We start from the raw sequence: 26,878 nt of genomic DNA, 5'->3' as shown, positions 1-26,878 counted from the left end.
TGTTATTCCGCTGCCAGCGGAAGTTAGTTTAGCATCTAAACAGGTAAGGCCGTGTTTTTAAAACAGCCACTTACTTGTTGCTATCTTCAACAGAACGTAAACTATTACAAAAATGGCAAACAAAGTAGAAGTAAAAGAATTACTTGATGCAGGTGTACATTTTGGACACCTTACAAGAAGATGGAACCCAAATATGGCCCCATATATCTATATGGAGCGTAATGGAATTCACATCATCAACCTATATAAGAGTGCTGCTAAAATGCAGGAGGCAGGTGATGCCCTTGCAAAAATTGCAGCCAGCGGTAGAAAAATACTTTTCGTAGCTACCAAGAAACAAGCTAAAGAAATAGTAGCCGAACAAGCTGAAAAAGCAAATATGCCATACATTACCGAGCGTTGGCCCGGTGGTATGCTTACCAACTTTGTAACTATTCGTAGAGCCGTTAAGAAAATGGCTTCTATTGATAGAATGAAAAAAGATGGTACCTTTAATACACTTTCTAAAAAAGAACGTCTTCAGGTAGATCGTTTAAGAGCTAAATTAGAAAAGAACCTTGGTTCTATTTCTGATATGAGCAGACTTCCAGGAGCACTTTTTGTTGTTGATATTACTCGTGAACACATTGCTATTAAAGAAGCTCAAAAATTAAACATTCCAATTTTCGCTATGGTAGATACAAACTCAGATCCTCGTGAGGTTGAGTACGTAATCCCATCTAATGACGATGCTTCAAAGTCTATCAACAAAGTGGTTTCTTATGTTGCAGATTCTATTGTAGACGGCCTTTCTGAAAGAAAAGCTTCTAAAGAATCTAAAAAAGAGAAAGCTGAAAAAGAAGAAAAAGAGCCAAAAGCACCAAAGGCTGCTGTAAAGCAACCAGAAGCTGAAGCTCCTTCTAAAGATGCCGAAGACAAAAAAGAGATGAAAGAAGCTCAAAAAGATGTAAAACTTGAGTCTAAAAAAGAAACTTTAGACAAGGCTTCATCTAACGAAGAAGAATAAAAAATAACATTTTATAACATTCAAAAAGTCGTTTAGTTTCTTTCCTAACAGTTGGTCTCTAAACGACTTTTTAATTAAAACACAATACTATGGCTAAGATAACCGCCGCAGAAGTAAACAAATTAAGAAAAGCTACCGGTGCCGGGATGATGGATTGCAAAAAGGCACTTGTTGAAGCAGATGGTGATTTCGACAAAGCTATTGAAGTACTTCGTAAAAAAGGCCAAAAAGTTGCCGCTAAGAGAGCCGATAGAGATTCAGCCGAAGGTGCTGCAATTGCTAAGGTTAACGAAGATAACACTAAAGGTGTGATTATCTCTCTTAACTGTGAAACCGATTTTGTTGCTAAAAACGATGATTTCATAAAAATGGCCAACAGTTTCGCAGATATCGCGCTTACTGTTTCTTCTAAAGAGGAATTACTTAAAGCAGATTACAATGGGATTTCAGTTGAAGATAAATTAACTGAGCAAACCGGTGTAATTGGTGAGAAAATAGAGATTGGTGCTTTTAAAACTTTAGAAGCTGCTTTTGTAGGTTCTTACATTCACGCTGGAAATAAGATTGCTGTTATCACCGGTCTTTCTAAGAATGCTGAAGGTGCTGACGAAGCTGCAAAAAATGTTTCTATGCAAGCTGCTGCTATGAACCCTATTGCACTTAATGAAGAAGGTGTAGACCAGGAAACCATAGATAAAGAAGTAGAAATCGCTAAAGATACACTTCGCCAGGAAGGTAAACCTGAAGAAATGCTAGACAAAATAGCAAAAGGAAAGATTCAGCGTTACTTTAAAGACAACACTTTGGTAAACCAGGCTTTTATTAAAGACAGCAAACAAAGCGTTGCTGCTTACGTAAAATCTGTAGATTCAGATCTTACTGTTGTAGGTTTTGAAAGAGTTGCTCTAGGAGAGTAATTAAAATTTGTCATTTCTGCGTAGGCGGAAATCTCAAAAATAAAAACAAAAACCGCTTCATTAATCTGAGGCGGTTTTTTTAATCCCTCATTGAGGGTTTAATCCCCCTAAGCTTGCCTCGAGTTTTTAAATTATTTTTCTAATCATACCTTGTATGCTTGCATCGAGGTTCTTGATCTTATCAAATGTCAGAAAAAGCATTTCAGTTTAAAGAATTCAGTATAGACCAAGATCGTTGCGCTATGAAAATTGGCACCGACGGTGTATTACTTGGTGCCTGGGCTTCCCTGGATCACCAACCAGACAGCATTCTTGATATTGGCACAGGAACAGGTCTAATTGCATTAATGCTTGCACAACGCTCTCCTGCCCTTCTTATTGATGCTTTAGAAATTGATGAAGATGCTTACGAGCAGGCCGTAGATAATTTCGAACAAAGTTTATGGGGTGACAGGCTGTTTTGCTATCACGCCGCATTTGATGAGTTTATTGAGGAAATGGAAGATGAGGAAAAATACGAGCTCATTATTTCTAACCCCCCGTTTTATGCCGAAGATTATATTTCAGAAAGCGCAAGTAGAAATAAAGCCCGTTTTGCTGAAGCCCTCCCTTTTTCAGAATTACTTGAAGGCGTCTCAAAATTACTTCACCCACAAGGCGAGTTCAATACTATTATTCCGCATAAAGAAGAAACAAATTTTATAGTGCTAGCTGCAGAATTTGGTCTACTTCCCAAGAAAATCACCAGAGTGCGCGGTAATGAAACATCAGCAATAAAGAGAAGTTTGCTAAGCTTCACTTTTAAAGAAGAGCAGGCTGAAGAAAATGAACTTATCATTGAAATTTCACGACATAATTACACAGATGCCTATAAAAACCTTGTAAAGGACTTCTATCTTAAATTATAATCTTAAAATTGTTTGCTTTCAAAAGCTTGGTTACATTTGTGTAAAACACCACACAAATGAGAACAGATAACTTCCAGGCTCCAGATTATTATAATATTGATGAGCTACTTAGCGATGAACATAAAATAGTTAGGGATGCAGCTAGAGAATGGGTTAAACGTGAAGTTTCCCCGATAATCGAAGATGCTGCACAAAAAGCAGAGTTTCCTAAATCTATAATTGGCGGCTTAGCCGAAATTGGAGCTTTTGGACCGTATATTCCGGAAGAATATGGCGGTGCCGGACTGGATCAAATCTCATACGGACTTATCATGCAGGAAATTGAACGCGGAGACAGCGGCGTTCGCTCTACCGCATCTGTTCAAAGTTCTCTGGTAATGTATCCTATTTATAAATACGGCACCGAAGAACAGCGCAAAAAATACTTACCAAAATTGGCCTCCGGAGAGTTCATGGGCTGCTTTGGACTTACCGAACCAGATCACGGTTCTAATCCCGGCGGGATGACCACCAACTTTAAAGATAAAGGCGACCACTATTTACTAAATGGTGCAAAAATGTGGATCTCTAACGCACCTTTTGCCGATCTTGCTATCGTTTGGGCCAAGGATGAAAACGGCCGTATTCACGGACTTATCGTAGAAAGAGGAATGGAAGGTTTTTCCACTCCTGAAACCCATAATAAATGGTCACTTCGTGCCAGCGCAACCGGCGAACTTATTTTTGATAATGTAAAAGTTCCAAAAGAGAATTTAATGCCGAATAAAAGCGGACTTGGCGCTCCATTAGGTTGTCTTGATTCTGCCAGGTATGGAATTGCCTGGGGAGCCATAGGCGCAGCAATGGATTGTTATGATACAGCTTTGCGCTATGCAAAAGAACGGATTCAATTTGACAAACCAATTGCAGGCACTCAACTACAACAGAAAAAATTAGCAGAAATGATCACCGAGATCACCAAGGCGCAGCTTATGGCCTGGAGACTGGGTGTGCTTAGAAATGAAGAAAAAGCAACTTCAGCCCAAATCTCAATGGCTAAAAGAAACAATGTGGAAATGGCCATAAATATAGCCCGTGAAGCAAGACAGATACTAGGCGGAATGGGAATTACCGGTGAGTATAGCATTATGCGCCATATGATGAACCTGGAAAGTGTAATTACTTATGAAGGGACACACGATATACATTTACTAATTACTGGAATGGATATTACCGGAATTCCGGCTTTTCAATAAAAAGAGATTCTAAATAAGTATTGTAAAATCGTCGAGCTGAATTCATTTCAGTATGTCATCCTGAACTTGTTTCAGGATCTAAGATGTAATATAAGCTTAGATGCTGAAATTAATTCAGCATGACGCATCATTACAACAAATCAAAACAAGGGCAGCGTTTACAGCGATTGCCCTTTTTATATTTTTCGCAACACTCCTTTTTAAGTGGTTTTGGTTTTTTGGCCACAACCCCATCCAATTGCAAATAATCTTTCGATTTATTTGAATAAAAAATAATCACATTATATGAATTTGAAAATTGACTCTTCATACTTTCAATATAGTTCAAAAAGCTGAAATTGAGCGTTAATTGAATTTTAAATGAATGTTTATATTTTACAAATCCTAAAGAGAATCTTACTTTTGCAGCATGGGAGAAATAAACAAAATAAACGAGGTAAATAGGGCTCTACAGCCTAAAATAAGCCAACTTTTAGAACATTCTTTATATCAAAAAATAACCACTCCAGAGCATCTTCAAATATTTATGGAGCATCACGTTTTTGCTGTCTGGGATTTTATGTCTTTACTTACTGCTTTACAAAAAAAACTTACCAGAACCACCAATCCCTGGGTTCCGGTGGGCAATCCCGAAACCCGGTATTTAATCAACGAAATTGTACTGGCCGAAGAAACAGATGTAAATTACTTTGGAAACCACCAAAGCCATTTTGAAATGTATCTGGATGCCATGGAAAAAAGTGGAGCAGATACTAAAAGAATTACTAATTTTTTACTACAGGTCTCCCACGGCACAGATATTTTTTTACTCATTGCCGCTACAAAACTCCCTTATAATGTAAAAATATTCCTAAAGAATACCTTTGAGGTAATTAATGAAGGAAAAACTCACAAAATAGCCTCGGCCTTTACCTTTGGCCGCGAGGGCTTAATCCCGGGCATGTTTACCTCTATTATAGAAAAAGTACAGGAGAACTTTCCAAAAGAAGATTTAAGCCTATTTAAATATTATTTTGACAGGCATATAGAACTGGATGCTGATGAGCATGGCCCTATGGCTTTTAAAATGGTAGATGAACTCTGTGGAAATGATGAGAAAAAATGGGAGGAAGTACAGCAAACTGCCGAAGAAGCACTCGATGCCCGTTTGGAACTTTGGAAAGGCATTGAAGCTGAAATTTCAGAAAATATAGATTCTAAGAAATTACAAACAGTTTAAGGGAATTTTTCTTTCAAAAAAACAAACCTCACAGTTTTTTAAAAACCTGTGAGGTTTGTTCTATAATATTGATAAAAACTAAATATACGTTAGAGACTAAAAAATTTGAGTTTAACGTTAGTACAACTCTAAAAATCCTATTTTCTTCAAGCTAAAATTACCTTAAGTTTTTCGTAAATTTAAATTATTGCTGTTAGAAACAACCTGGACTTGAAATGAATTCAGGATAACGCCTGCTATACATGATAGAACCTGAAGCTCGTTCAGTTACTATTGCAAATTTCACAGCGATAGCATTAATTAAGGAGCTTCTGGCGCAAGCTTAACCTCCAAACCATCTAATTGCTCGGTAATAGGAATCTGGCAGCTTAGGCGGCTATTATCTTCCACAAAAAATGCCTGATCCAGCATATCCTCCTCTTCCATACTTTGCTCGGGCAACATATGCTCCAGATTAAGAATATAGCATTGGCAGGAAGCACACATAGCCATTCCGCCACATATACCAATTGTACCTTCTTTAGCAAGTTCGTAAGAACGAACTACTTCCATAAGGTTCATGTTCATATCTGTAGGAGCATCCACTACGTGCGCCTCCCCTTCCCGGTCTATAATTGTTATTTTAATATCAGACATAGCTTGCTTAAGCTAGATCGTCTTAAGAACTCGTCATTGCGAGGCACGAAGCAATCTGTAATTTTAAGTAATAATTTCATTTGAAAGATTACTTCACTTCGTTCGTAATGACGATTACTTTGTAGACAATCTATTGTTTTAATTTATACTCTTTACAACTTCTTTTTTGGCTTCTTTCTTACTGCCGTCAAACCCACTAACTCCACTCACGGTGGTATACTTCATCACATACTTTTTATCTGGGAAGATGCGTTGGTAAGCACTTTGGCACATAATGGCCGCTTCGTGAAAACCACACAAAATTAACTTTAATTTTCCGGGATAGGTATTCACATCTCCAATGGCATAAACTCCGGGAATATTGGTTTGATAATCGTAAGCATTATCAACTTTAATCGCATTCTTCTCTATCTCCAGACCCCAGTCGGCAATAGGACCTAATTTAGGGGAAAGTCCAAATAAAGGAATAAAATAATCGGTTTCTTTTATCTCTTTTTCTGAAGCGGAAGCTTTATGGGTTATCACCACATTTTTCAGCTCATCTTCTCCTTGAAGATCGGTTACTTCTGCATTGGTAATAAGATTGATTTTTCCAATTTTTGAAAGTTCTTCTACCTTTTCTACAGAATCTAAAGCACCACGAAAATCATTTCTTCGGTGTACCAGCGAAACTTCTGAAGCAACATCGGCTAAATATATAGCCCAATCTAAAGCAGAGTCACCTCCACCGGCAATTACCACTTTTTTATCTCTATAAACTTCCGGTTCCCTAATAATATAGGCTACACCCTTATCTTCAAACTTAGCAATGTTTGCAATAGGTGGTTTTCTAGGTTCAAAACTCCCCAAACCACCGGCAATTACTACTACCGGAGCGTGATGCTTTGTCCCTTTATTAGTCGTTACAATAAAACTACCATCCCCCTGCTTATCTATGGTTTGCGCCCTTTCACCAAGAGTAAATCCCGGCTCAAAAGGCTTTATTTGCTCCATTAAGTTAGTCACAAGATCTCCAGCCAAAACCTCCGGAAACCCAGGGATATCATAAATTGGCTTTTTAGGATAGATCTCTGAACACTGCCCTCCGGGTTGAGGAAGCGCATCTATTAAATGGCATTTTAATTTTAATAATCCGGCTTCAAAAACCGCAAAGAGGCCCGTTGGCCCTGCACCAATTATAAGTATATCGGTTTTAATCATTTTATTTGCAAATTTGTAGCAAGCCCAATGCTTACCTTTGAATATTCACCACGCTCTCTATTTGTGGTGCATATTTTTTAATGGTCATTTCTACTCCAGATTTAAGCGTCATTTGGTTTACCGTACAATCTACACAGGCACCTTCCAAACGAACTTTAACCAGCCGATCATCCTCGATAGAGATCAAAGAAATGTTGCCCCCATCACTTTCAAGAAAAGGACGAATTTCATCCAGGGCCTTCTCTACATTTATTTTTACTTCTTCGCTCGTCATTTATTTCTTTTTAACTGCGCTGCATCCTGCCATTGTAGTGATCTTAATCGCTTCAGTTGGAGGCAGACTCTTGTTTCTATTTACTGTTTCCTGAACCATCCCACGGGTGATTTTTTCAAAAGCAGCTTCCAGGGGTGTTGACTCCTGCATAGCTGCAGGACGGCCAATATCTCCAGATTCTCTTAAACTTTGCACCAATGGTATTTCTCCCAGGAATGGAGCATCTATATCTTCAGCAAGATTTTTAGCCCCCTGTTTTCCGAAGATATAATATTTATTCTCGGGGAGTTCTTCTGGCGTGAAATATGCCATATTTTCTACTATCCCTAAAACAGGAACATTAATACTTTCCTGACGGAACATAGCTACTCCCTTTTTAGCATCGGCGAGTGCCACATTCTGAGGTGTACTAACTACAACCGAACCAGTAATTGGAAGCGATTGCATAATAGATAAATGAATATCCCCAGTTCCCGGTGGAAGATCTACCAAAAGGAAATCTAGTTCGCCCCAAGCCGCATCAAAAATCATTTGATTTAAAGCTTTAGAAGCCATTGGCCCACGCCATATCACCGCCTGATTTGGTTGGGTAAAAAAGCCGATAGAAAGAATTTTTATACCGTAGCTTTCTACAGGTTTCATTTTAGATTTTCCATCAACATTCACTGAAAGAGGGGTCGCGGCTTCAACATCAAACATCATAGGTATTGACGGCCCATAAATATCAGCATCTAAAATCCCGACTTTAAAGCCCATTTTAGATAAAGTTACCGCCAGATTAGCAGTTACCGTAGATTTACCAACACCTCCTTTTCCGGAAGCTACAGCAATAATATTGGAAATTCCGGGAATAGTTTTCCCTTTAATTTCCGGCTTTTTATCGGCAGATTCTACTTTAATATTAACTTTAACCTTGGCTTTTTGATTTACATGTTCATGAATTGCCTTCATAACATCTACCTCTGCCCGCTTTTTAATATGTAAAGCAGGAGTTTGTAAAACCAGGTCTACAACCACCTCATCACCAAAGGTCATCACATTTTGAACAGCACCGCTTTCTACCATATTTTTGCCCTCTCCGGCTACAGAAATAGTTTCCAGCGATTTTAATATTTCTTTTCTGTCTAACTTCATTTAAAAAATATTTATAATCCCTAAAATATCAGGATATTTTTAGCCGCGTGATAAGAGTTTTTCTCAAACCAGGCAGCTTATATAGATTCATTCTAAACGCAAATATAAGTGTAAAAGCTAAGAAAACGAAGTATTTACCCATAATTGATTTATTGAAGGATAAAGCGAGATTATAGCATAATTTACAAGCAAAATCCTATTGTATTTCTTTCACAGGATCCCAAAAATATTTTTCAAAATCCTGTACTTTATTGTCTTTTATCTTAACTCCTTCAGCAGTTAACATTTGCTGCATCGCGCTATGATCTCCAAAATGGCTTTTCCCGGTAAGGAGTCCGTTTCTATTCACCACTCTGTGTGCCGGAACATCCTCTAGGACTTTAGCCGAGTTCATTGCATAACCAACCATCCTGGCACTTTTTGCTGCGCCCACACTTTTTGCAATTGCACCATAAGAAGTTACTCTTCCCTTTGGAATTTGTCTCGCCACTTCATAAACCCTTTCAAAAAAGTTCTTTTCTTCCAAACCTAAGAGTAATAGATTCTTAAAAGTGTTACAATTACCAGAATAAGCATTAGGGCCGTCATAAAGTAATTGGAATATTTAGAAAATGCTTCGGCTTGTTTTTCAATTCTAATAAAAGAAAGTACATAAACATATAGCGTAGTGAAACTACCCATAGAGGCAGCCAGAATAAAAGTGATAATGCGGGACCAATCGTAAGAGGCTCCCACCCCAATATTCAGGGCTCCTGCAATAGCTACAAAATAAGGAACGGGAAAAATATTTAGCGCCGCAACAAGCATACCCTTAAAAATACTGTTGGAATTTGCTTTGCGGGATTTATGCTCTATTCCACCGCGCTTTTTTGCCTGAATAAAAAAGTAAACCGCCAGGAGAATAAATATTACCAGACCGGCGCGCAATAAAATATTCTGCACAAATTCATTTTCGAATATATATTTAGCCAGTAAAACAGCCACAGTGGCCTGAATAACCACTACAATAGTAGCTCCCAACGCAACATAAAGTCCGTTTTTCTTCCCTTTTTCAACGCAGGTTTTAGCCACGGTCATATTCACCAAACCGGGCGGCACTACCCCGAGCAAGGCTGCGAAATAAGTAATTAGAAAAAGTTTTGTTTCTTCCAAAAAGGACTTATTTTATTCTAAATTGAATATAAGTTATAGGTTTTTCCTGGTCAAGATACTGTTTTTCGTAGAAAGTTTGAATTTCCCTTACTGCTTTTGGTGAATATTCATTTTTATAAATATCGTGATGCGCATATAGAATCTCGTGACCTTCGCCATGCAGTAAACCAAGTGTATAGCCATGCATAAATTCACTATCGGTCTTAAGATTCACCAGGCCTTCAGCTTTTAAAATATGCTTATATTTTTGAAGAAATTCAGTGTTTGTTAATCGGTGCTTGGTACGCTTGTATTTAATTTGCGGATCGGGAAAAGTGATCCAGATCTCGTCTACTTCATTTTCAGCAAAGACCCGATCTATTAATTCTATTTGGGTTCTCAAAAAAGCTACGTTTACCAGATCCTCTTCAATAGCCGTTTTTGCCCCTCTCCAAAAACGAGCGCCCTTAATATCTATTCCTATAAAGTTTTTTGCTGAATCCTGCTTAGAAAGACCAACGGTATATTCGCCTTTCCCGCACCCCAACTCCAATACTATAGGATTATCATTTTTAAAAAACTCTTTGTTCCATTTTCCTTTTAAACTGAATTCATCTTTCTCCAGCTCTTCCCGGGAGGGTTGTATCACATTTTCAAATGTTTCGTTCTCCCTAAATCGTCTTAATTTATTCTTACTTCCCACGCCTTAATTTAATATTTTGGTAAAATTAAAGAAAATAGCGTACAGGCCCTTAATAATATATTTGATTTATGCAGAAGAAACGAATTTTAGTGGCTGTTTTAAATTGGGGACTTGGCCACGCTACAAGATGTATTCCTATTATTAATGAATTGCAGCTTAATGGTTTTGAAGTTTTTATCGCCTCTGATGGTGCAGCACTAGAATTGCTAAAAAAGGAGTTTCTCTCTATTACAACTTTTGAACTTCCTTCCTATAATATTTCCTACAGTAAACATGCGAGCTCCTTTAAATGGAAATTATTTACTGAAACCCCAGGTATTTTAAAAGCGATAAGGCTGGAAAGGAAAGCAATTATAAACCTGATTACCGAACATGACTTTACCGGGATAATTTCTGATAACCGATTTGGGTGCCGGCATATTGATATCACTTCTGTTTTCATAACCCACCAGCTGAATGTTTTAAGCGGAAACACCACTTATTTGAGCAGCAGAATACATCAAAAATACATCTCAAAATTCGATGAATGCTGGATTCCCGATATTCCAGGAAAGCACAATTTAAGCGGTGTTATGGGGCATGCAAAAGAAACACCTAAAAACGTAAAATATATTGGACCGCTTAGCCGATTTAATAAGTCACCTCAACAAAAACAGTATGATTATGCAGCGATCTTATCGGGTCCGGAACCACAACGGACTATGCTGGAAGAAAAATTACTTATCTCTTTTCAAAATTCAGATCAAAAAATAATTCTGGTAAGAGGTATTATGACTGAAAAAACTATTTCTTCTAAAAATAAAAATCTTGAGATCAAAAATTATCTAACTTCCATAGCCTTGCAAGAGGTAATTCTAAGTAGCGATGTGATTATTTGCCGTTCTGGGTATTCCAGTATTATGGATTTGGCTAAACTAGAGAAAAAAGCCTATCTCATTCCAACTCCAGGCCAGTACGAACAACAATATTTAGCCGATTTTTTTTTGAAACAAGGCATTGCTCCTTTTTGCCAACAAGAAGATTTTAAGCTTTCAAAACTAGAAGAATTGAAAAGTTTTTCAGGCTTCAGTAGCCTAGATTTCAGTGTTAATTTCAGGGATGTTTTTGCTCTTTTCAAGGGTAAATGAGAATTCGCTACCTACTCCAAAAACACTTTCTACGTAGATTTTCTCATCGTGGGCTTCAATAATATGTTTTACAATAGAAAGTCCTAAGCCCGAACCGCCTTCTTTCCTAGAACCACTTTTATCTACCCGGTAGAAACGTTCAAAAACACGAGGGAGATTTTCTTTTTCTATCCCTTCTCCATTATCTGTAACCCTAATTATCACCTTGTTTTTAATAAGGTTTTCTATACTAATTTCTGTAGTCCCGTCTTCTTTACCGTACTTTACAGAATTTACAATCAAATTGGTTAAAACCTGCTGAATTCTATCCCTGTCTCCATACACCCAAATAGGCTCATCGTAATCAATATCAAAAGTAAGGGTGATATTCTTTTTGGCAGCCTTCATTTCTAATAGATCAAAAGACCCCTGAATTATCTCTACAATATTAAAGTCTTCTTTTTCTAAATGAAGATCTCCTGTCTCCAGTTTGGTAATCATATCTAAATCCCGCACAATATAAATAAGTCGCTCCACCCCTTTACTTGCACGCTGCAGGTATTTTTTTCGCACTGCTTTGTCTTTCATTGCACCATCAAGCAATGTGAGAATATACCCCTGAACGGTAAAAAGTGGGGTTTTAAGTTCGTGCGAAACATTTCCCATAAATTCTTTTCTATAGGCCTCACGAACTTTAAGGGTATCTATCTCCAGCTTTTTATCTTTGGTGAATTTTTCAACTTCACGGGTAAGGGTAGCCATATCTGTAGTGACCTGGCTAGGACTTAAAGTGGTGGAGTCTAAAAGCGAAACGTTATCGTATATTTTTTTTATTCGCTTATAAATAAAATGCTCTACTCTATATTGAATAATAAAGAAAGAGACGAAATAAGTAATTAGTATAAAAGTAAAGAAGGGCCCAAGCAAAAGACCGGTAGTAAAGTGTGCAAAACCTGCCAATACCACACTCAGAAATACGGTGATATACAGCGAAGTCTTTATCGCAAACTTATATGAACGTTTAAACTTTTCTGCCATTAAACAACAAACTTATAACCAACACCTTTTACGGTTTTAAAACATTCGTCCCCAATTTTTTCTCTCAACTTTCTTATATGCACGTCTATAGTGCGGCCACCAACCACAACTTCTGCTCCCCAAACATTATCAAGAATATCTTCTCTCTTAAAAACCTTACCAGGTTTTGAAGCCAGTAATGAGAGCAGTTCAAATTCTTTTCTGGGTAAAATTATTTCTTCTCCACTTTTAATCACTTTATATTCATCCCGATTAATAATAAGATCTTTAATCTTTACCACATTAGAAGTAGCCGTATCATCTTTAAACCTTCTAAGCAAAGCTTTCACTTTACTCACTAAGACTTTTGGTTTAATAGGCTTGGTAATGTAATCATCTGCACCCGCATCAAATCCAGCCATTTGAGAATAATCCTCTCCTCTAGCAGTAAGAAAAGTAATAATAGTTTCCTCCAGTTCTGGTAGTTTCCTTATTTGTGCACAAGCTTCAATACCGTCCATCTCGGGCATCATAACATCCAGAATAATAAGCTGTGGTTTTTTCTTTTTAGCAAGTTTTACAGCATCGGCACCATTATCTGCAGTAATTACCTGATACCCTTCGGCAGATAGGTTATAACCAACAATTTCCAGGATATCTGGCTCATCGTCTACCAGTAAGATTTTAATGTCCTTTTTTTTCATTTTGGTTTAGTTGAATTGGTAAATATGGGGTAAAAGTAACCATAAATTTGAACTTTAATAAGCCTATCCTCCTTCGTAACCTTAAGCTAACATTATAATCATAAACACATAATTTCAGCTTAACAGAGGCTTTACACTGTCCTCGTTAATTTGCACCAGAGAACTAAACACAGCAATGAAGAATTATCTAACTATTTTAAGTCTGCTTTTGTTAAGTATAACAATACAGGCGCAAAACGAAACTACCGGTACGATTGCCGGGAAATTATCAGACAATGAAGTTGAGGGTGAACCCCTACCTTTTGCCAATGTAATTATTAAAGAAACAAATAAAGGCACAACTTCAGATTTTGACGGCTTATATGCCTTAAAAAACATTGAACCCGGAACTTATAGCGTAGAATTTAGCTTTATAGGTTATGAAACTTTGCAAATACCCAATGTTGAAGTTGTTGCAGGAAAAGTTACCGAAGTAAATACAGGGCTTGGAGCAAGTGCTGCAGCTTTAGACGAAGTCGTTATTTCTACCGTTTCAAGACAGGATTCTGAAGTGGCTTTATTGTTGGAACAAAAAAGTGCCATACAAATAAAGGAGAGTATTGGCGCCCAGGAATTAGCTAAAATAGGTGTTTCTGATGCCGGCACTGCAACCACTAAGATTTCCGGGGTTACCAGCAGTGAAGCTTCAGGAGATATCTTTGTAAGAGGTTTAGGTGATCGTTACTTATATACAACCTTAAACGGTTTACCAATTCCGTCAGACGATGTGGAACGCAAGAATATAGACCTGGGTCTTTTCCCAACACGTGTTATCAAAAGCGTAGGAATAAGCAAAACATACTCCCCTTCTTATTCTGCCGACCAGGCTTCAGGAAATATAGATATTGAATCCAGAGAATTAGTAGGAAGCGAAGAACTTGATCTTGGTGTTAGATTTGGCGTAAACACAAACGTAGAAGGACAATTTGATAATTTTAAAGTAAGCCCAAATCAAGACAATGCTTATGCTGGATTTCATCAGCAAAACATACCTATTGAATACACTCTTTACAACCAGTCCTGGGACCCAAAAACTGCATACGCTCCCGTTAACAGAAGATATGCACTAACTGCCGGAAAGAAATTCGGACAAAACCTAAAAGTACTTTTAACAGCTTCACAGTCTCGGAAATTTGAATTTCGAGAAGGTGAATTTACTGAATACCGAAACAATAACCGCTACGATTATTTTTCCGATGTAGAGAATTTCACTCAAACCGATAACACTACCGGGATGTTAGATGTGCTCTACGAGTTTAACGACGATAACGAGATAAAGGCAACAAGTCTGTTTATCAATAAACTTACCGATGAAGTTTATGAAAGCGGTAGAAATGGCGAAGGTGTTGTTTTTGAAGAAACCGGACCTACCGAAGGGCTTAACCAGTTTGTACGTGACCAGAATATAAAACAAACTCGTTTATGGATAAACCAGTTGCACGGCACGCATAATATTTCAGCTAATAACGAATTAAACTGGGGCTTGGGCTATAACCTGGTTAATGCCGATGAGCCTAACCGTATTAGAAATGAAGTGAATTACAATGGGGAAGATTTTATTCAATTGGGAGAAACGGGTGGTTACCAACAAAGAAAGTCTTCTCAAAAAATTGAGGATAATGAAATCAATGCGTATGTTGAAGACAGAATCACCTTCGGCAATTCTGAAGAAAGCGAAGCCGATACTAAAAATATCTTTGTAGACTTTGGTGGAAGCTATAGAAACAAACAAAGAGATTTTGTTTCCCGATTCTTTGGTGTTATTGAGCGCAATACAAACACCTTTAACCCCACTTCGTTAGACAATTTATCAAGTGTTTTTGTTATAGATAACTTTAGAAGTGGAGACTTGAAAGTTAAAGAGCTAACCCCCGATTTTTATAATGCCAAATTACAGTCTTATGGTGGTTTTGTAAACTTTAATTACGGGAAGGAGAACTGGAATGTAAACTTAGGAGCACGCTTTCAGGAAGATGAACTTAATGTAGATTTTGACGTGAACAACTATCCTGCGAATCTACCACAGTTTTCCAATCAATCTTATAACAATATTTACCCAAGTGTAAATGTGAAATTCTCTCCAAACGAGAATTCAAATATTAGGTTTTCGGCCAGCAAAACTATTACCCTACCTGAATTTAAAGAAATTGCTCCTTTTGAATATGTTTCTCAAACAGGACAGGTTACCCGGGGGAATCCAGATCTTGATGCTTCAAACAACCTGAATTTTGATGTAAAATATGAACTTTTCCCATCTTCTGGCCAGTTAATTTCACTAACAGGATTCTATAAAAATATTAAAGATCCTATAAATAAAGTTCAGGATAGAGGCGCAGCAGGTGTTTTCTCTTATTTCAACGCCGGGGAAGAAGCTAATATTTACGGATTAGAACTTGAAACCAGGTTAGATGTAATTGATAATGAAGCGCCAGAAGGTTTAGACCTGGAAGTTGCATTTAACGCATCAAAAATGTGGCACAAACAGGATCTAAAAGAAGTATTTGATGGTGAAACCTTTATTAGAACTTTTAGATATAACAATAAAAGCGAGATCGGCCTACAGGGAGCTTCAGATTGGATCTTTAACGGTTCGGTTAATGTTTCTACAGAATCCGAAAACCCTTTTAGAGCTTCTTTAGTAGGAAATTATGCTTCAGATAAAATATATGCGCTTGGCGCACCAGAAGCCCAAAACCAGGGCGATATTTTTTATAACGATGAAATTATAGAAAAAGGCTTTATAACTCTTGATCTTATAGTTAGCAAAAGTTTAGGCGATCATTGGGGTTTCCAGTTCCGAGGCCAAAATCTTTTAAATCCAGAAATAGAAAGAGTACAGGATATTAGACCAAGTTCCACCGGCGTGGAAGCCACTCAAACTGTAAGATCTTACACGAGAGGCGCAGTCTTAAGCCTTGGAGTAAACTATTCATTTTAAAAACTTAATAACCATTCAATCATAAATATTAACCATTCAATTTTATTAAAACCTAAATTATGAAAATGATTAAAAACCGATTTTTACCAACTTTAGCCCTGGCACTCGGGGTAACCATCACAAGCTGTAGTTCTGATGATGAATTTGAAAGGCTGGATGACGACGATCAAACCACAACTCCAGAAGGCACTGTTCTTAACGGTAGCGTTGAGGAAGATCGCACTTTAGATGCCAGCGAAACCTATAATCTTACCGGTGTATATTCGGTAGAACCAGGTACTACCTTAACAATCCCAGCCGGAACTGAGATTGTTGCAGATACCGATGAAGATGCTACCGGTGTTTACATTGTAGTTCAAAAAGGAGCAATGATAGATATCCAGGGTACCTCTTCAGCCCCGGTGATTATGAGATCTTCTAATGCCGAGCGAGGAAGCTGGGGCGGACTTGTAATTGCAGGTAATGCTGAAACTACCGCTAGTGTTGATGCTACTGCAGAAGTAGGTGGCATTATCTATGGCGGAAATAATCCTGCTGACAACTCTGGTTCTATAGAATATCTTGTGCTTTCTGATGCCGGTGCGCAAATCAATTCAGAATCACAATACAATGGGCTTTCCCTTTATGCAGTTGGATCAGAAACAACTATTAAAAATATAGCGATTTTAAACGGTTCTGACGATGGCGTTGAATTCTTTGGAGGTTCGGTTTCAGCTACTAATCTTTATTTAGAAAATAATGAAGATGATGCTGTAGACTGGACAGAAGGTTGGAACGGTACAGTAACGAATACTTATGTACTGCATAGTATTGAAAATTTCTCTACAGCCATTGAAGCTGATGGAGTTGATGGAAATCCAACTATCCAGAATTTTACCGCAGTTTCTTCTACCGGTGGGGTTGCTTTACAATTTAAAGCACAATCTGGTGCAACAATAAATGGTCTTTCACTTTCAGGATATGATACCGCATTAGATATCGTTGAAGAATCAAGAACAGATCTTTCTGCAATTCAATTAAACGGTACTACCGCAACATTGGATATGGATTATTCTGAAGCACAAACCGTAGACCCTTCTATGTTTGATTGGGTGGATAATCGTGGTAGTGTTTCTGTACTTCCCGGTACTGTTGATGCTGATCTTACTTTAGATGCAAATTCAGAATATATTATTAACGGTGTGGTTTCTGTTGAGGAAGGCGCAACTTTAACTATTCCTGCCGGAACAAAAATAACTGCAAGAAGCGATGATGATAAAGATGGTACCAGCATTTATATTGTGGTTCAAAAAGGAGCTATGATAGATATTGAAGGGACTGAAGAAAACCCAGTGGTAATGTCTTCTACTTCTGGTGTTGCAGGAAGCTGGGGCGGACTTGTAATTGCTGGTAATGCTGAAACTACTGCTGGTGTTAATGCAACTGCCGAAGTTGGTGGTATTATTTATGGAGGTGAAAATCCTGAAGATAATTCTGGCTCTATAGAATACCTTATTCTATCTGATGCCGGAGCGCAAATTAACTCAGAATCACAATATAATGGGCTTTCGCTTTATGCGGTTGGATCTGGAACAACTATCCAAAATATCGCAATCCTTAACGGCTCAGACGATGGTGTAGAATTCTTTGGAGGATCGGTTTCTGCCACCAATCTTTATTTGGAAAATAACGAGGATGATGCTGTAGACTGGACAGAAGGCTGGAATGGCGGGGTGAAAAACACTTATGTTTATCATACCATAGAAAACTTTTCAACTGCCATTGAAGCTGATGGTGTAAATGGAAATCCTACAGTAGAAAACTTTACGGCAGTTTCAGAAACCGGAGGTATTGCCCTTCAATTCAAAGCACAGTCTGGAGCCACCATTACAGGACTTTCGCTTTCAGGTTATGATACTGCTATTGATATTGCTGAAGAACAAAGAACAGATCTTTCTGCTATTCAAATAGCCGGCGTAGCTGCAACATTAGAAGCCACTTATGAAGTAGATGCTACTGTAGATGTTGAAACTTTTAGTTGGGCAAAATAATGCAGTAACAGATTATTTAGTAATGATTTAGCTCTAAAAGGCTGCCCTCACCGGCAGCCTTTTTTTAATATAATATTAAGATTAAATACACAATAAATCTGGCATCGTTTTTGAAATTTTATTGTAGTTTTGTATAAACCTCGATATTAAAGAATGAAGCAATACTACTTCTATACTTTCATAATAGCTGTTTTCCTAACATTCTCTGCACCAAATGCGGTTTATGCTCAGGATACCACCAGCTCGGGGAATAAAACCGAAATTCCAATAGAGGGCTTATCTATTTATCCTAACCCTGTTACTAATGGGAAAGTTTATATTAGTACTTCTCAAAATAAAGATAAGGATATCCAGATTTATAATGTTTTAGGAAAACCTGTTCAACGCACTAAATTGAGAGGAAGAGAGCTTGATGTCTCCAACCTTAGCGCAGGAATCTATATTCTAAAAATCAAAGAAGAAAAAGCTACTGCTACCAGGAAATTGGTGGTGAGATAACATCATTATATTAAATCTTCAAAAAGTCATTAAATAAAGCTATCTTATTAAAGGGAAGCCCCGGAGCATTTAAATCTCAATTACCGGGTAAATTTATTTACAGCAACCACATACCTAAGATTTCTTAACTTCGCCTTTCTAAATTTTCATACGAATGTTAGCTGAAAGAATTTTCAATATTTCTACTCAGCAGGGTTTTGAAGAGATTACTCTTGAAGTTTTTTCTTATCAGTTTCAACATAATCCTGTTTATAAAGAGTTTTGCCTATTATTAGAACGAACCCCTGAAACCGTTTCCCAAATTAAAGATATTCCATTTCTACCCATAGAATTCTTTAAAAAAAAGAAAGTAGTTTCTTCAAATAATAAAGCTGAAATTATGTTTACCAGCAGCGGTACCACCGGCACGGCTACAAGCAAGCATTACGTAACCGATTTGAAGGTATATGAAGAAAGTTTCTTTAAAGCTTTTGAGCTTTTCTACGGAAACCCGGAAGACATGGTCATTTTAGCGCTGCTACCTTCTTATTTAGAACGCCAGGGCTCTTCATTAATCTATATGGCTGATAGTCTAATAAAACGAAGTAAACACCCAGAAAGTGGCTTTTATCTAGATAACCTCGAAACTTTACAACAGCAATTGAAAGATCTGGATAGAAGCGGAAAAAAGATTCTCCTATTAGGTGTTTCATTTGCGCTGCTAGATTTAGTTGAAACCTACGAGTTCAACCTAAAAAACACTACAATTATGGAAACTGGCGGCATGAAAGGCCGACGAAAAGAAATGATTCGGGAAGAATTACATAAGGTTCTGGCAAAAGGATTTGGAGTAGACGAAATTCATAGTGAATACGGAATGACCGAGTTATTATCGCAATCTTACTCTAAAGGTAATGGTATTTTTGAAACTCCACCCTGGATGAAAATCCTTATACGAGACCCTGAAGATGCTTTAAGCTACCTCCCAGAATACAAGACAGGAGGGATAAACGTGATAGACCTGGCTAATTTTAACTCTTGTTCATTTATAGCCACACAGGATTTAGCAAAAAATATAAAGGGAGACTTCACTGAAATTCTTGGAAGATTTGATAATAGTGATATTCGGGGATGTAATCTTTTAGTGCTATAACAATTAGTCGCTAAACACCAGTCAATAAAACACTAAATATCAGTATCTTATAGTTAAAATCTGTTAAAACCTGTAAATATTCGGGAATTCTATCGACTTAATATATGTAAGAACAATATTCAATAAACTGGATTTATTCTTACGGCTAAGTGAAATTTTTTCATATTAGATTGGTTAGTTAGTTGCAAGCCCCGCAAACATCCTGTTTACGGGGCTTTGTATTTATCTAACTATTAGCTATACCGCTCTAATTATATAGGTGTTTTTCTTTCCTTTATTAATAATCACATACTTATCATTAATAAGATCACTCGGTATAATAGTATAATCTTCTTTCACCTTTTCCTTATTTACAGAAACAGAATTTTCTTTAAGCGCCCTTCTAGCTTCCCCGTTAGAGTTCAGAAAATTAGTTTTGGCAGAAAGTGCTGCAATCATATCCAAACCATCCTCTATTTCAGCTTTGGGAATTTCAGCTTGAGGCACGCCTTCAAAAACATCTAAGAATGTAGCTTCATTTAAAGATTTTAAATCGTCAGCAGTACTTTTTCCAAAGAGTACTTCAGATGCTTTTACTGCGTTTTCATAATCTTCCTGCGAATGCACCATCACTGTAATTTCTTCAGCTAAAGTTTTTTGAAGCACACGTAAATGAGGTGCTGCTTTATGTTCCTCAACTATTTTTTCTATCTCATCCTTACTTAATAATGTAAAGATCTTAATATATTTTTCGGCATCCACATCACTGGTATTTAACCAGTATTGGTAGAATTTGTAAGGCGAGGTGCGGTTAGGATCCAACCAAACATTTCCGCCTTCGGTTTTCCCAAATTTAGTGCCGTCTGCTTTTGTAATTAACGGGCAGGTTAAAGCATAGCCTTTTCCATTAGCCACACGTCTAATCATCTCGGTCCCGGTGGTGATATTACCCCACTGGTCGCTACCGCCCATTTGAAGAGTACAATCTTTTTCCCTGAATAAATGCAGAAAATCGTAACCCTGTACTAATTGATAAGTAAATTCGGTAAAAGACATTCCTTCAGCAGCATCAGAAGACAGTCGCTTTTTAACCGAGTCTTTGGCCATCATATAATTTACGGTAATATGCTTCCCTACATCACGAATAAATTCAAGGAAACTGAAATTTTTCATCCAGTCGTAATTATTCACCATTACCGCCGCATTGTCCTCTTCTTTCCCGAATTCCAAAAATTTAGAAAGTTGGTTTTTTATAGACTGTTGGTTATGACGTAAAGTTTTTTCATCAAGCAAATTTCGTTCTGCAGATTTCCCCGAAGGATCACCAATCATTCCCGTTGCGCCACCAATTAAAGCATAGGGTTTATGCCCACATAACTGAAAATGCCTAAGCATCATTACGCTAACCAAATGACCTATATGCAGAGAATCGGCTGTTGGGTCTATTCCCACATAAGCGCCTCGCATTCCTTCTTTTAAATGTTCTTCGGTACCCGGCATCACATCGTGCAACATGCCTCTCCAGGTTAATTCTTCTACAAAGTTCTTATTATTCATAATTCAAATAATTTTGCGCAAAAATAATAGTAAATCACCTTGGGACAAATACCCAGGGCACTAATAGGAAATAATATTTTGATTTTTCGGAAATCTCGGAGATTTAAATCTATATTATCCAGTAAAATAACCTGTGGCAAGCCAACGAGGCATTAAATGGAAAAATTTTTGGATTTCGAAGCAAACCTCGAAACATTAAATCTCGATTATGGAGTAAAGATACTATAAACTCTTATTTTTCCTAAGTGCTTTTGGTATATTTACCGCATGATTTTAGTTACAGGCGGCACCGGACTTGTAGGGTCACATTTATTACTGAATTTATTAAAAGCCGGCAAAAAAGTTAGAGCCCTTCATAGAAAAAATAGCGATCTCACCGCAGTTGAGCACGTCTTCAATTATTATACTTCTGCTGAAGAAGCAAAAAGCTTGTTTCAGCAAATTGAATGGTTTGAAGCAGATATTACCAATGTACCTCAACTCAATAAAGCTTTTGAAAACATAAAATATGTTTATCACTGTGCAGCCCTGGTTTCCTTTGATCCTGCAGATGATAAAAAGCTTAGAAAAATTAATATTGAAGGCACCGCGAACATTGTGAATCTTTGTATTGCCTTTAAGATTAAAAAATTATGCTATGTAAGTAGCGTGGCCGCGCTTGGAAAAAATCTTAAAACCAAAGAAATCAACGAACGCAGCATGTGGAGTCCAGAAGACGACCATAGCGACTATGCGATATCTAAATATGGTGCCGAAATTGAAACCTGGCGAGGCACACAAGAAGGCGTTCCTACCGTAATTGTAAAGCCGGGAATTATTATTGGCCCGGGATTTTGGAAAGAAGGCACTGGGCAAATTTTCTCAAGAATTAATAAAGGAATGAAGTATCATTTCCCAAAATCAGCTGGTTTTGTTGGTGTTAATGACGTAGTAAACGTAATGCTAGAACTTATGCAAGCTGAGATTGAAAATGAAGACTATATTTTAGTTTCAGAAAACCTTAGTTTCAAAACAGTTTTTGACCTTACCGCAACTGAATTAAACAAACCAAAACCTCAAAAAGATCTTAAAAAATGGATGCTATGGCTGGGATGGTTTTTTCAGAAAATCGGAGGTTTTTTTGGTGCCAAAAGAAGCATTACTAAAAATACTGTAAACACCTTATTTCAACATACTTTTTATACCAACCAAAAGATTAAAAAACATATTGAGTTTGAATTCACCCCAATGAAAAAAGTAATTGCTGAAACGGCTAAATGCTATAAAAAAGACAATTCTTAATTTCTGGACATTGGCGTGGGAAGGCTATCAATAGGAGTTATATTAAGCGAATCTTTTTCTTCTATTAAAGAATCTGAAACACCCTCTAATTCCCGCTCAAGTTCTGGATCTAAAGAATCTGCGACCTTTTTTAAAGAATCCTTTTTAGCCTGCGCAATAGAATCTTCAATATGTTTTTCCTGTTTCTGTAAGGTATCTAATTTAACTTTCATTCTTTCAAAACCTTCTTTTACACTATCGTAAATACGTTGATAGGTTTCATAATTATCAGCATAATAATCGTTGCTGCGTTTAAACTGAATGCTATCTATATTGTACTTCTCAAAAACATACTCCTGACCCTTAATTCCGGTACTTTCATAAATGCGCTTGCTAAAATTCCTTGCAGATTGCAACAGGGAAATTTCTGTAATTATATCCACCATTTTTTCTTCCGGAATAAGATTTTCCGGTTTTTCAGAGTTTTCAATATCCTGGCAAGCTATAAAAGCTACAGCGATACTAAACAGTAAAATGATTTTTTTCAACATATTATCTATCAAACTGCAAACGCTCTGCTACCGGAGCAAAAGCCTGGTGCTTGAAATTCCTGTACACTAAATTTCCATTTACAAAAGTATGTGTTACCCTAGATTTAAAAGTAACGCCTTCAAAAGGAGACCAGCCACATTTGTACTGAATATTATCTGCCTGAACTGACCATGGTGCATTTAGATCTACCAGCACCAAATCGGCTTTATAACCTTCTCTAATAAATCCGCGATCTTTTATTTGAAACAAGATAGCCGGGTTATGACACATTTTTTCAACGATTTTTTCTAAAGAAATTTTTTCCTGGTGGTAGAATTGCAACATCGCTGCCAGGGAATGCTGTACTAGTGGACCTCCACTTGGGGCTTTGGTGTAAACATTTTTCTTCTCTTCCTTAGTATGCGGTGCGTGATCTGTAGCAACCACATCCAGCAAATCATTATTTAAAGCTTTCATTAAAGCTTCCTGATCTTTTTTGGTCTTTACCGCAGGGTTCCATTTTATTAAGGTTCCCTTTTTCTTATAATCTGAATCGTTAAACCAAAGATGATGAATACATACCTCTGCAGTGATTTTTTTATCTTTAAGCTTCTTCTTATTGCTAAATAAACTTAATTCCTTTTCTGTAGAAACATGAAAAACGTGCAATCTTGCACCGGTCTTTTTAGCAAGGGCCACTGCTCTGGAAGAAGATTTATAACAGGCTTCCTCGCTTCTAATATTTGGATGTTCCTCAATTGGAATATCATCTCCGTAACGTTCTGTATATTCCTGAAGGTTTTTTTGAATAGTTTCTTCATCTTCACAGTGAACAGCGATAAGCAGGGGGGATTTAGAAAATATTTGTTCTAGAATTTTTTCGTCATCTACCAGCATATTTCCCGTAGAAGAACCTAAAAATAGCTTTAAAGCTGCTGTAGTTTTAGGATCTACTTTTAAAATTTCCTCCAGGTTATCATTAGTACCACCAAACATAAAAGAATAGTTGGCGTAAGATTTCTCTTCGGCCAGTTTAAATTTATCTTCCAGTTTTTCTATAGTAGTTGTTTGCGGAATGGTATTGGGCATTTCTATAAAAGAAGTAATTCCACCGGCAACAGCTGCCTTAGAGCCCATCTCTATATTTTCTTTATGCGTAAGTCCCGGCTCTCTAAAATGCACCTGATCGTCTATCACACCAGGCAGTAAATGTGTACCTTCGGCATCAAAGATTTGCACATCTGGGGATTTAGCACTAATGCTTTCAGCGATTTCTAAAATAATTCCGCCTTCAATAAAAACATCGGCGTCAGTTATTTTACCCTCATTTACAATCTTCGCATTCTTTATTAAGACCTTCTTCATTTTAATTTAATCTGCTTAAAAAGACTTTTAATCTTCATTATTATTACCCCAAAAATAGCTTCAGAAATTATGGAGCCACTCATTTTTGAAGTTCCTCGTGTTCTATCTGTAAATATTACAGGAACTTCTTCTAATTTATATTTCAGCAAATATGCCTTAAACTTCATTTCTATCTGAAACGCATAGCCCACAAACTGAATACTATCCAGGTCTATAGTTTCGAGTACTTTTCTTTTATAACAAATAAAACCGGCCGTGGTATCGTGAATATCCATTCCGGTAATAAACCTTACATATTTAGATGCCAACCAGGATAATAAAACCCGGCTCATAGGCCAGTTAATCACATTCACACCAGTTACATAGCGGGAACCTATAGCCACATCGGCATCATTTCTTTTGCAGGTATTAAACAATCTCACTAGATCGTTTGGATTATGGGAAAAATCGGCATCCATCTCAAAAACATAGTCGTAATCCCTTTGCAGTGCCCATTTAAATCCGTGAATATAAGCTGTTCCCAAACCTAATTTTCCAATTCTTTCTTCAAGAAAAAGCTTATCATGAAACTCAGCTTGCAACGTTCTTACACGGGTTGCGGTGCCATCGGGAGAATTATCATCTACCACCAAAATATGAAATTCTTTATGCTGGGAGAACACATTTCTAACCAGTCGCTCAATATTTTCAATTTCATTAAAGGTGGGTACAATGACTATCCCCTTTACCATCTTACCAATTTTTGCACAAATGTAGGCATTTTAAATCTTCGTTTCCCGGCTTAATCTTCAAGTTTTAACCTCAAAATAATTATACATTTGCATAAAAACTCTAATACTGGAAGCTGTAGAAAGACATATAAGCTCACTAGACTGGATCACCATAACTTTAATGGGGGCATTCCTATTATTAGCCATTGTGAAAACTGCTTATCCACAGCGATTTGAAGATTTTATGTCTCTACTTACCTCAAACAAATTTATGATGTTTAGAGGAAAAAAGAATAAGGCTTTTCATCCTTTTAACATTTTACTCTTCTTTGTTCACCTCATCTCATTTTCATTAATTTTCTTCCTTTTTTTCAATTTTTTCTGGGAGGAATCAGCTCTGGACCCCACCGTTCTATTCATTAGAATTGCCACAGCATATGCCAGTTTTGTATTGCTCAAATTTGGCCTGGAAAAAATTATAGGTAATGTTTTTGATTTAGATACCCAGATAGATTCTTACCTCTATCAAAAAATAAGCTACCGTAATTTCATAGGACTTATCTTATTAATTCCCAGTTTAATATTTATCTACACCTACACTCCTACCGCCTTTAGTTTATATACTATAGTAGGTATTTTAGTCCTATCCAATATTTTTAGCCTGTTATTGATTTACAGGGAAAATCAAAGTCTCATTACGGCTAATTGGTTTTATTTTATTTTGTACCTTTGCGCTCTCGAAATTTCACCTTATATTATTTTGTACAAGGTAATTACAATTTAAATTAAGGATAAAATAAAAGTATTGACATATGAAAGTGAAAACAATTTTGATTTCCCAACCCGAGCCTAAAGTAGAGAATTCTCCTTATTTTGAGCTTGAGGAAAAACAAAAGGTAAAAATTGATTTCATCCCTTTTATCCACGTAGAAGGTGTTTCTTCTAAAGAAGTACGCCAGCAAAAAGTAGATCTCACCCAGTATTCAGCTATTATTCTTACTAGCCGTAATGCTGTAGATCACTTCTTTAGAATCGCCGAGGATTTACGTTTTAAGGTACCAGACACCCTTAAATACTTTTGTTTAAGTGAAGCTGTAGCATATTACTTACAGAAATACGTAGTGTATCGCAAGCGGAAAATTTATGTTGGTAAAAGAACTTTTGCTGATCTTTCTCCACTTATTAAGAAATATAAGAACGAAAAATTCTTATTACCATCTTCAGATATGCTTAAGCCAGACGTTCCTAAAACCCTAAACAAATTAGGTGTTGAATGGAAACAGGCTACATTCTATAAGACTGTGGTGAGTGACCTTTCTAACCTGCGTAATGTAACTTACGATATTTTGGTTTTCTTTAGCCCAAGCGGTATCAAATCCCTATTCGAAAATTTCCCGGATTTTGAACAAAAACAAACGAAAATAGCGGTATTTGGAAACACGACCATTAAAGCCGCCAAAGAACATGGCCTAACTGTTAATATAAAAGCGCCAACTCCAGACACCCCTTCTATGACTATGGCGCTGCAAAAATATATTACTGAAGTAAATAAAAAATAGAAGCATTTTAAATTTCACCCAGTGAATTAAGATTACCTTCCATTTATATTTTTTAAATAAAAAATCCGGTGTAAAGTACACCGGATTTTT

At 37.0% G+C, this 26,878-nt stretch carries 26 protein-coding genes; 13 read left to right on the top strand and 13 right to left on the bottom strand.

The genetic code is table 11. The features are described from left to right. Positions 1–112: 112 nt before the first annotated feature. The 5 genes from rpsB to B5X51_RS08210 all read left to right on the top strand — a co-directional run bounded on the left by rpsB (position 113) and on the right by B5X51_RS08210 (position 5,285). Positions 113–1,006, top strand: a complete 894-nt coding sequence (gene rpsB / locus B5X51_RS08235) for a 30S ribosomal protein S2 (RefSeq protein WP_079720666.1) — start codon at positions 113–115, stop codon at positions 1,004–1,006. Between the two features lie 89 nt (positions 1,007–1,095). Further along, positions 1,096–1,923 (top strand): translation elongation factor Ts, encoded by an 828-nt coding sequence (gene tsf / locus B5X51_RS08230; RefSeq protein ID WP_079720665.1) that lies wholly within the window; start codon positions 1,096–1,098, stop codon positions 1,921–1,923. A gap of 185 nt (positions 1,924–2,108) precedes the next feature. Further along, positions 2,109–2,831, top strand: a complete 723-nt coding sequence (locus tag B5X51_RS08225; protein WP_079720664.1) for a tRNA1(Val) (adenine(37)-N6)-methyltransferase — start codon at positions 2,109–2,111, stop codon at positions 2,829–2,831. Positions 2,832–2,887: 56 nt separating this feature from the next. After that, positions 2,888–4,066 carry an acyl-CoA dehydrogenase family protein gene (locus tag B5X51_RS08220; RefSeq protein ID WP_079720663.1) on the top strand — a complete coding sequence of 393 codons (1,179 nt, stop codon included), beginning with the start codon at positions 2,888–2,890 and terminating at the stop codon, positions 4,064–4,066. Positions 4,067–4,475: 409 nt separating this feature from the next. Further along, the gene (locus tag B5X51_RS08210; RefSeq protein ID WP_176132740.1) at positions 4,476–5,285 is read left to right on the top strand and encodes a DUF3050 domain-containing protein; all 810 of its coding nucleotides are present in this window, start codon (positions 4,476–4,478) and stop codon (positions 5,283–5,285) included. 300 nt (positions 5,286–5,585) lie between these two features. Here the strand turns inward: B5X51_RS08210 and B5X51_RS08205 are convergent, their stop codons facing one another. The 7 genes from B5X51_RS08205 to trmB all read right to left on the bottom strand — a co-directional run bounded on the left by B5X51_RS08205 (position 5,586) and on the right by trmB (position 10,363). Continuing rightward, entirely contained in the window at positions 5,586–5,921 is a 336-nt protein-coding gene (locus B5X51_RS08205; protein ID WP_079720661.1) for a 2Fe-2S iron-sulfur cluster-binding protein, read from the bottom strand. A gap of 138 nt (positions 5,922–6,059) precedes the next feature. Further along, the gene (locus B5X51_RS08200) at positions 6,060–7,121 is read right to left on the bottom strand and encodes an NAD(P)/FAD-dependent oxidoreductase (protein WP_079720660.1); all 1,062 of its coding nucleotides are present in this window, start codon (positions 7,119–7,121) and stop codon (positions 6,060–6,062) included. A 31-nt stretch (positions 7,122–7,152) separates the two neighbouring features. Further along, positions 7,153–7,395 (bottom strand): NifU family protein, encoded by a 243-nt coding sequence (locus B5X51_RS08195; RefSeq protein WP_079720659.1) that lies wholly within the window; start codon positions 7,393–7,395, stop codon positions 7,153–7,155. Beyond that, entirely contained in the window at positions 7,396–8,529 is a 1,134-nt protein-coding gene (locus tag B5X51_RS08190) for an Mrp/NBP35 family ATP-binding protein (RefSeq protein WP_079720658.1), read from the bottom strand. Positions 8,530–8,725: 196 nt separating this feature from the next. After that, the gene (locus B5X51_RS08185) at positions 8,726–9,055 is read right to left on the bottom strand and encodes an MGMT family protein (protein ID WP_079720657.1); all 330 of its coding nucleotides are present in this window, start codon (positions 9,053–9,055) and stop codon (positions 8,726–8,728) included. A gap of 2 nt (positions 9,056–9,057) precedes the next feature. Then, positions 9,058–9,681 carry a LysE family translocator gene (locus B5X51_RS08180; protein ID WP_079720656.1) on the bottom strand — a complete coding sequence of 208 codons (624 nt, stop codon included), beginning with the start codon at positions 9,679–9,681 and terminating at the stop codon, positions 9,058–9,060. 7 nt (positions 9,682–9,688) lie between these two features. Next, on the bottom strand, positions 9,689–10,363 hold the full coding sequence (trmB, locus tag B5X51_RS08175) for a tRNA (guanosine(46)-N7)-methyltransferase TrmB (RefSeq protein WP_079720655.1): 675 nt from the start codon (positions 10,361–10,363) through the stop codon (positions 9,689–9,691). Between the two features lie 68 nt (positions 10,364–10,431). Between trmB and B5X51_RS08170 the strand changes: the two genes are divergently transcribed. After that, positions 10,432–11,490 carry a glycosyltransferase gene (locus tag B5X51_RS08170; protein WP_079720654.1) on the top strand — a complete coding sequence of 353 codons (1,059 nt, stop codon included), beginning with the start codon at positions 10,432–10,434 and terminating at the stop codon, positions 11,488–11,490. On the opposite strand, the gene B5X51_RS08165 is transcribed toward B5X51_RS08170, so the two are convergent. Beyond that, positions 11,437–12,507, bottom strand: coding sequence for a sensor histidine kinase (locus tag B5X51_RS08165; protein ID WP_079720653.1), 1,071 nt, complete (start codon positions 12,505–12,507; stop codon positions 11,437–11,439). The two genes, B5X51_RS08170 and B5X51_RS08165, sit on opposite strands and share 54 nt — an antisense overlap. After that, complete coding sequence (locus tag B5X51_RS08160; protein ID WP_079720652.1) at positions 12,507–13,190, bottom strand: response regulator transcription factor; 684 nt, start codon at positions 13,188–13,190, stop codon at positions 12,507–12,509. The genes B5X51_RS08165 and B5X51_RS08160 overlap by 1 nt, the downstream gene beginning before the upstream one ends. 175 nt (positions 13,191–13,365) lie before the next feature. Here B5X51_RS08160 and B5X51_RS08155 point away from each other — a divergent pair, with 175 nt between their 5' ends. The 4 genes from B5X51_RS08155 (at position 13,366) to B5X51_RS08140 (ending at position 19,827) form a co-directional block, all read left to right on the top strand. Further along, on the top strand, positions 13,366–16,167 hold the full coding sequence (locus B5X51_RS08155; protein ID WP_079720651.1) for a TonB-dependent receptor: 2,802 nt from the start codon (positions 13,366–13,368) through the stop codon (positions 16,165–16,167). A gap of 59 nt (positions 16,168–16,226) precedes the next feature. Then, positions 16,227–18,197: a hypothetical protein gene (locus B5X51_RS08150; protein ID WP_079720650.1), complete on the top strand. Its 1,971-nt coding sequence runs from the start codon at positions 16,227–16,229 to the stop codon at positions 18,195–18,197. A gap of 153 nt (positions 18,198–18,350) precedes the next feature. Beyond that, positions 18,351–18,695, top strand: a complete 345-nt coding sequence (locus B5X51_RS08145; protein WP_079720649.1) for a T9SS type A sorting domain-containing protein — start codon at positions 18,351–18,353, stop codon at positions 18,693–18,695. A gap of 154 nt (positions 18,696–18,849) precedes the next feature. Then, on the top strand, positions 18,850–19,827 hold the full coding sequence (locus B5X51_RS08140) for a LuxE/PaaK family acyltransferase (protein ID WP_079720648.1): 978 nt from the start codon (positions 18,850–18,852) through the stop codon (positions 19,825–19,827). Between the two features lie 237 nt (positions 19,828–20,064). Here B5X51_RS08140 and tyrS read toward each other — a convergent pair whose 3' ends face one another. After that, positions 20,065–21,363, bottom strand: a complete 1,299-nt coding sequence (gene tyrS, locus B5X51_RS08135; protein ID WP_079720647.1) for a tyrosine--tRNA ligase — start codon at positions 21,361–21,363, stop codon at positions 20,065–20,067. 267 nt (positions 21,364–21,630) lie between these two features. Here tyrS and B5X51_RS08130 point away from each other — a divergent pair, with 267 nt between their 5' ends. Further along, positions 21,631–22,644, top strand: coding sequence for an NAD-dependent epimerase/dehydratase family protein (locus B5X51_RS08130; RefSeq protein ID WP_079720646.1), 1,014 nt, complete (start codon positions 21,631–21,633; stop codon positions 22,642–22,644). Here B5X51_RS08130 and B5X51_RS08125 read toward each other — a convergent pair. From B5X51_RS08125 to B5X51_RS08115, 3 genes are read right to left on the bottom strand one after another with little or no spacing between them, the layout of a single operon-like run. Next, positions 22,641–23,174, bottom strand: coding sequence for a DUF4296 domain-containing protein (locus B5X51_RS08125; protein ID WP_079720645.1), 534 nt, complete (start codon positions 23,172–23,174; stop codon positions 22,641–22,643). The genes B5X51_RS08130 and B5X51_RS08125 overlap by 4 nt on opposite strands. Position 23,175: 1 nt before the next feature. Beyond that, positions 23,176–24,519, bottom strand: a complete 1,344-nt coding sequence (locus B5X51_RS08120) for a dihydroorotase (protein ID WP_079720644.1) — start codon at positions 24,517–24,519, stop codon at positions 23,176–23,178. Then, positions 24,516–25,250, bottom strand: coding sequence for a polyprenol monophosphomannose synthase (locus B5X51_RS08115; RefSeq protein ID WP_079720643.1), 735 nt, complete (start codon positions 25,248–25,250; stop codon positions 24,516–24,518). The genes B5X51_RS08120 and B5X51_RS08115 overlap by 4 nt, the downstream gene beginning before the upstream one ends. A gap of 85 nt (positions 25,251–25,335) precedes the next feature. Between B5X51_RS08115 and B5X51_RS08110 the strand changes: the two genes are divergently transcribed. Together B5X51_RS08110 and B5X51_RS08105 are read left to right on the top strand one after the other, a co-directional pair. Next, on the top strand, positions 25,336–26,013 hold the full coding sequence (locus B5X51_RS08110; RefSeq protein WP_317042106.1) for a DUF4271 domain-containing protein: 678 nt from the start codon (positions 25,336–25,338) through the stop codon (positions 26,011–26,013). A 28-nt stretch (positions 26,014–26,041) separates the two neighbouring features. Beyond that, on the top strand, positions 26,042–26,788 hold the full coding sequence (locus B5X51_RS08105; protein WP_079720641.1) for a uroporphyrinogen-III synthase: 747 nt from the start codon (positions 26,042–26,044) through the stop codon (positions 26,786–26,788). Positions 26,789–26,878: the final 90 nt, after the last annotated feature.

Source organism: Salegentibacter holothuriorum, from assembly GCF_900168045.1.
Classification (GTDB): domain Bacteria; phylum Bacteroidota; class Bacteroidia; order Flavobacteriales; family Flavobacteriaceae; genus Salegentibacter; species Salegentibacter holothuriorum.
This window is presented reverse-complemented; position numbering and strand designations above follow the sequence as displayed.

Bases quoted from the DNA above. Each gene is read 5' to 3' on its own strand.
- B5X51_RS08140 (WP_079720648.1), top strand. From the start codon at position 18,850: ATGTTAGCTGAAAGAATTTTCAATATTTCTACTCAGCAGGGTTTTGAA.
- B5X51_RS08130 (WP_079720646.1), top strand. From the start codon at position 21,631: ATGATTTTAGTTACAGGCGGCACCGGACTTGTAGGGTCACATTTATTA.
- B5X51_RS08170 (WP_079720654.1), top strand. From the start codon at position 10,432: ATGCAGAAGAAACGAATTTTAGTGGCTGTTTTAAATTGGGGACTTGGC.
- B5X51_RS08165 (WP_079720653.1), bottom strand. From the start codon at position 12,507: ATGGCAGAAAAGTTTAAACGTTCATATAAGTTTGCGATAAAGACTTCG.
- B5X51_RS08210 (WP_176132740.1), top strand. From the start codon at position 4,476: ATGGGAGAAATAAACAAAATAAACGAGGTAAATAGGGCTCTACAGCCT.
- tyrS (WP_079720647.1), bottom strand. From the start codon at position 21,363: ATGAATAATAAGAACTTTGTAGAAGAATTAACCTGGAGAGGCATGTTG.
- B5X51_RS08115 (WP_079720643.1), bottom strand. From the start codon at position 25,250: ATGGTAAAGGGGATAGTCATTGTACCCACCTTTAATGAAATTGAAAAT.
- tsf (WP_079720665.1), top strand. From the start codon at position 1,096: ATGGCTAAGATAACCGCCGCAGAAGTAAACAAATTAAGAAAAGCTACC.
- B5X51_RS08105 (WP_079720641.1), top strand. From the start codon at position 26,042: ATGAAAGTGAAAACAATTTTGATTTCCCAACCCGAGCCTAAAGTAGAG.
- B5X51_RS08125 (WP_079720645.1), bottom strand. From the start codon at position 23,174: ATGTTGAAAAAAATCATTTTACTGTTTAGTATCGCTGTAGCTTTTATA.
- rpsB (WP_079720666.1), top strand. From the start codon at position 113: ATGGCAAACAAAGTAGAAGTAAAAGAATTACTTGATGCAGGTGTACAT.
- B5X51_RS08150 (WP_079720650.1), top strand. From the start codon at position 16,227: ATGAAAATGATTAAAAACCGATTTTTACCAACTTTAGCCCTGGCACTC.
- B5X51_RS08120 (WP_079720644.1), bottom strand. From the start codon at position 24,519: ATGAAGAAGGTCTTAATAAAGAATGCGAAGATTGTAAATGAGGGTAAA.
- B5X51_RS08220 (WP_079720663.1), top strand. From the start codon at position 2,888: ATGAGAACAGATAACTTCCAGGCTCCAGATTATTATAATATTGATGAG.
- B5X51_RS08225 (WP_079720664.1), top strand. From the start codon at position 2,109: ATGTCAGAAAAAGCATTTCAGTTTAAAGAATTCAGTATAGACCAAGAT.
- B5X51_RS08195 (WP_079720659.1), bottom strand. From the start codon at position 7,395: ATGACGAGCGAAGAAGTAAAAATAAATGTAGAGAAGGCCCTGGATGAA.
- B5X51_RS08200 (WP_079720660.1), bottom strand. From the start codon at position 7,121: ATGATTAAAACCGATATACTTATAATTGGTGCAGGGCCAACGGGCCTC.
- B5X51_RS08155 (WP_079720651.1), top strand. From the start codon at position 13,366: ATGAAGAATTATCTAACTATTTTAAGTCTGCTTTTGTTAAGTATAACA.
- B5X51_RS08190 (WP_079720658.1), bottom strand. From the start codon at position 8,529: ATGAAGTTAGACAGAAAAGAAATATTAAAATCGCTGGAAACTATTTCT.
- B5X51_RS08145 (WP_079720649.1), top strand. From the start codon at position 18,351: ATGAAGCAATACTACTTCTATACTTTCATAATAGCTGTTTTCCTAACA.
- B5X51_RS08160 (WP_079720652.1), bottom strand. From the start codon at position 13,190: ATGAAAAAAAAGGACATTAAAATCTTACTGGTAGACGATGAGCCAGAT.
- B5X51_RS08205 (WP_079720661.1), bottom strand. From the start codon at position 5,921: ATGTCTGATATTAAAATAACAATTATAGACCGGGAAGGGGAGGCGCAC.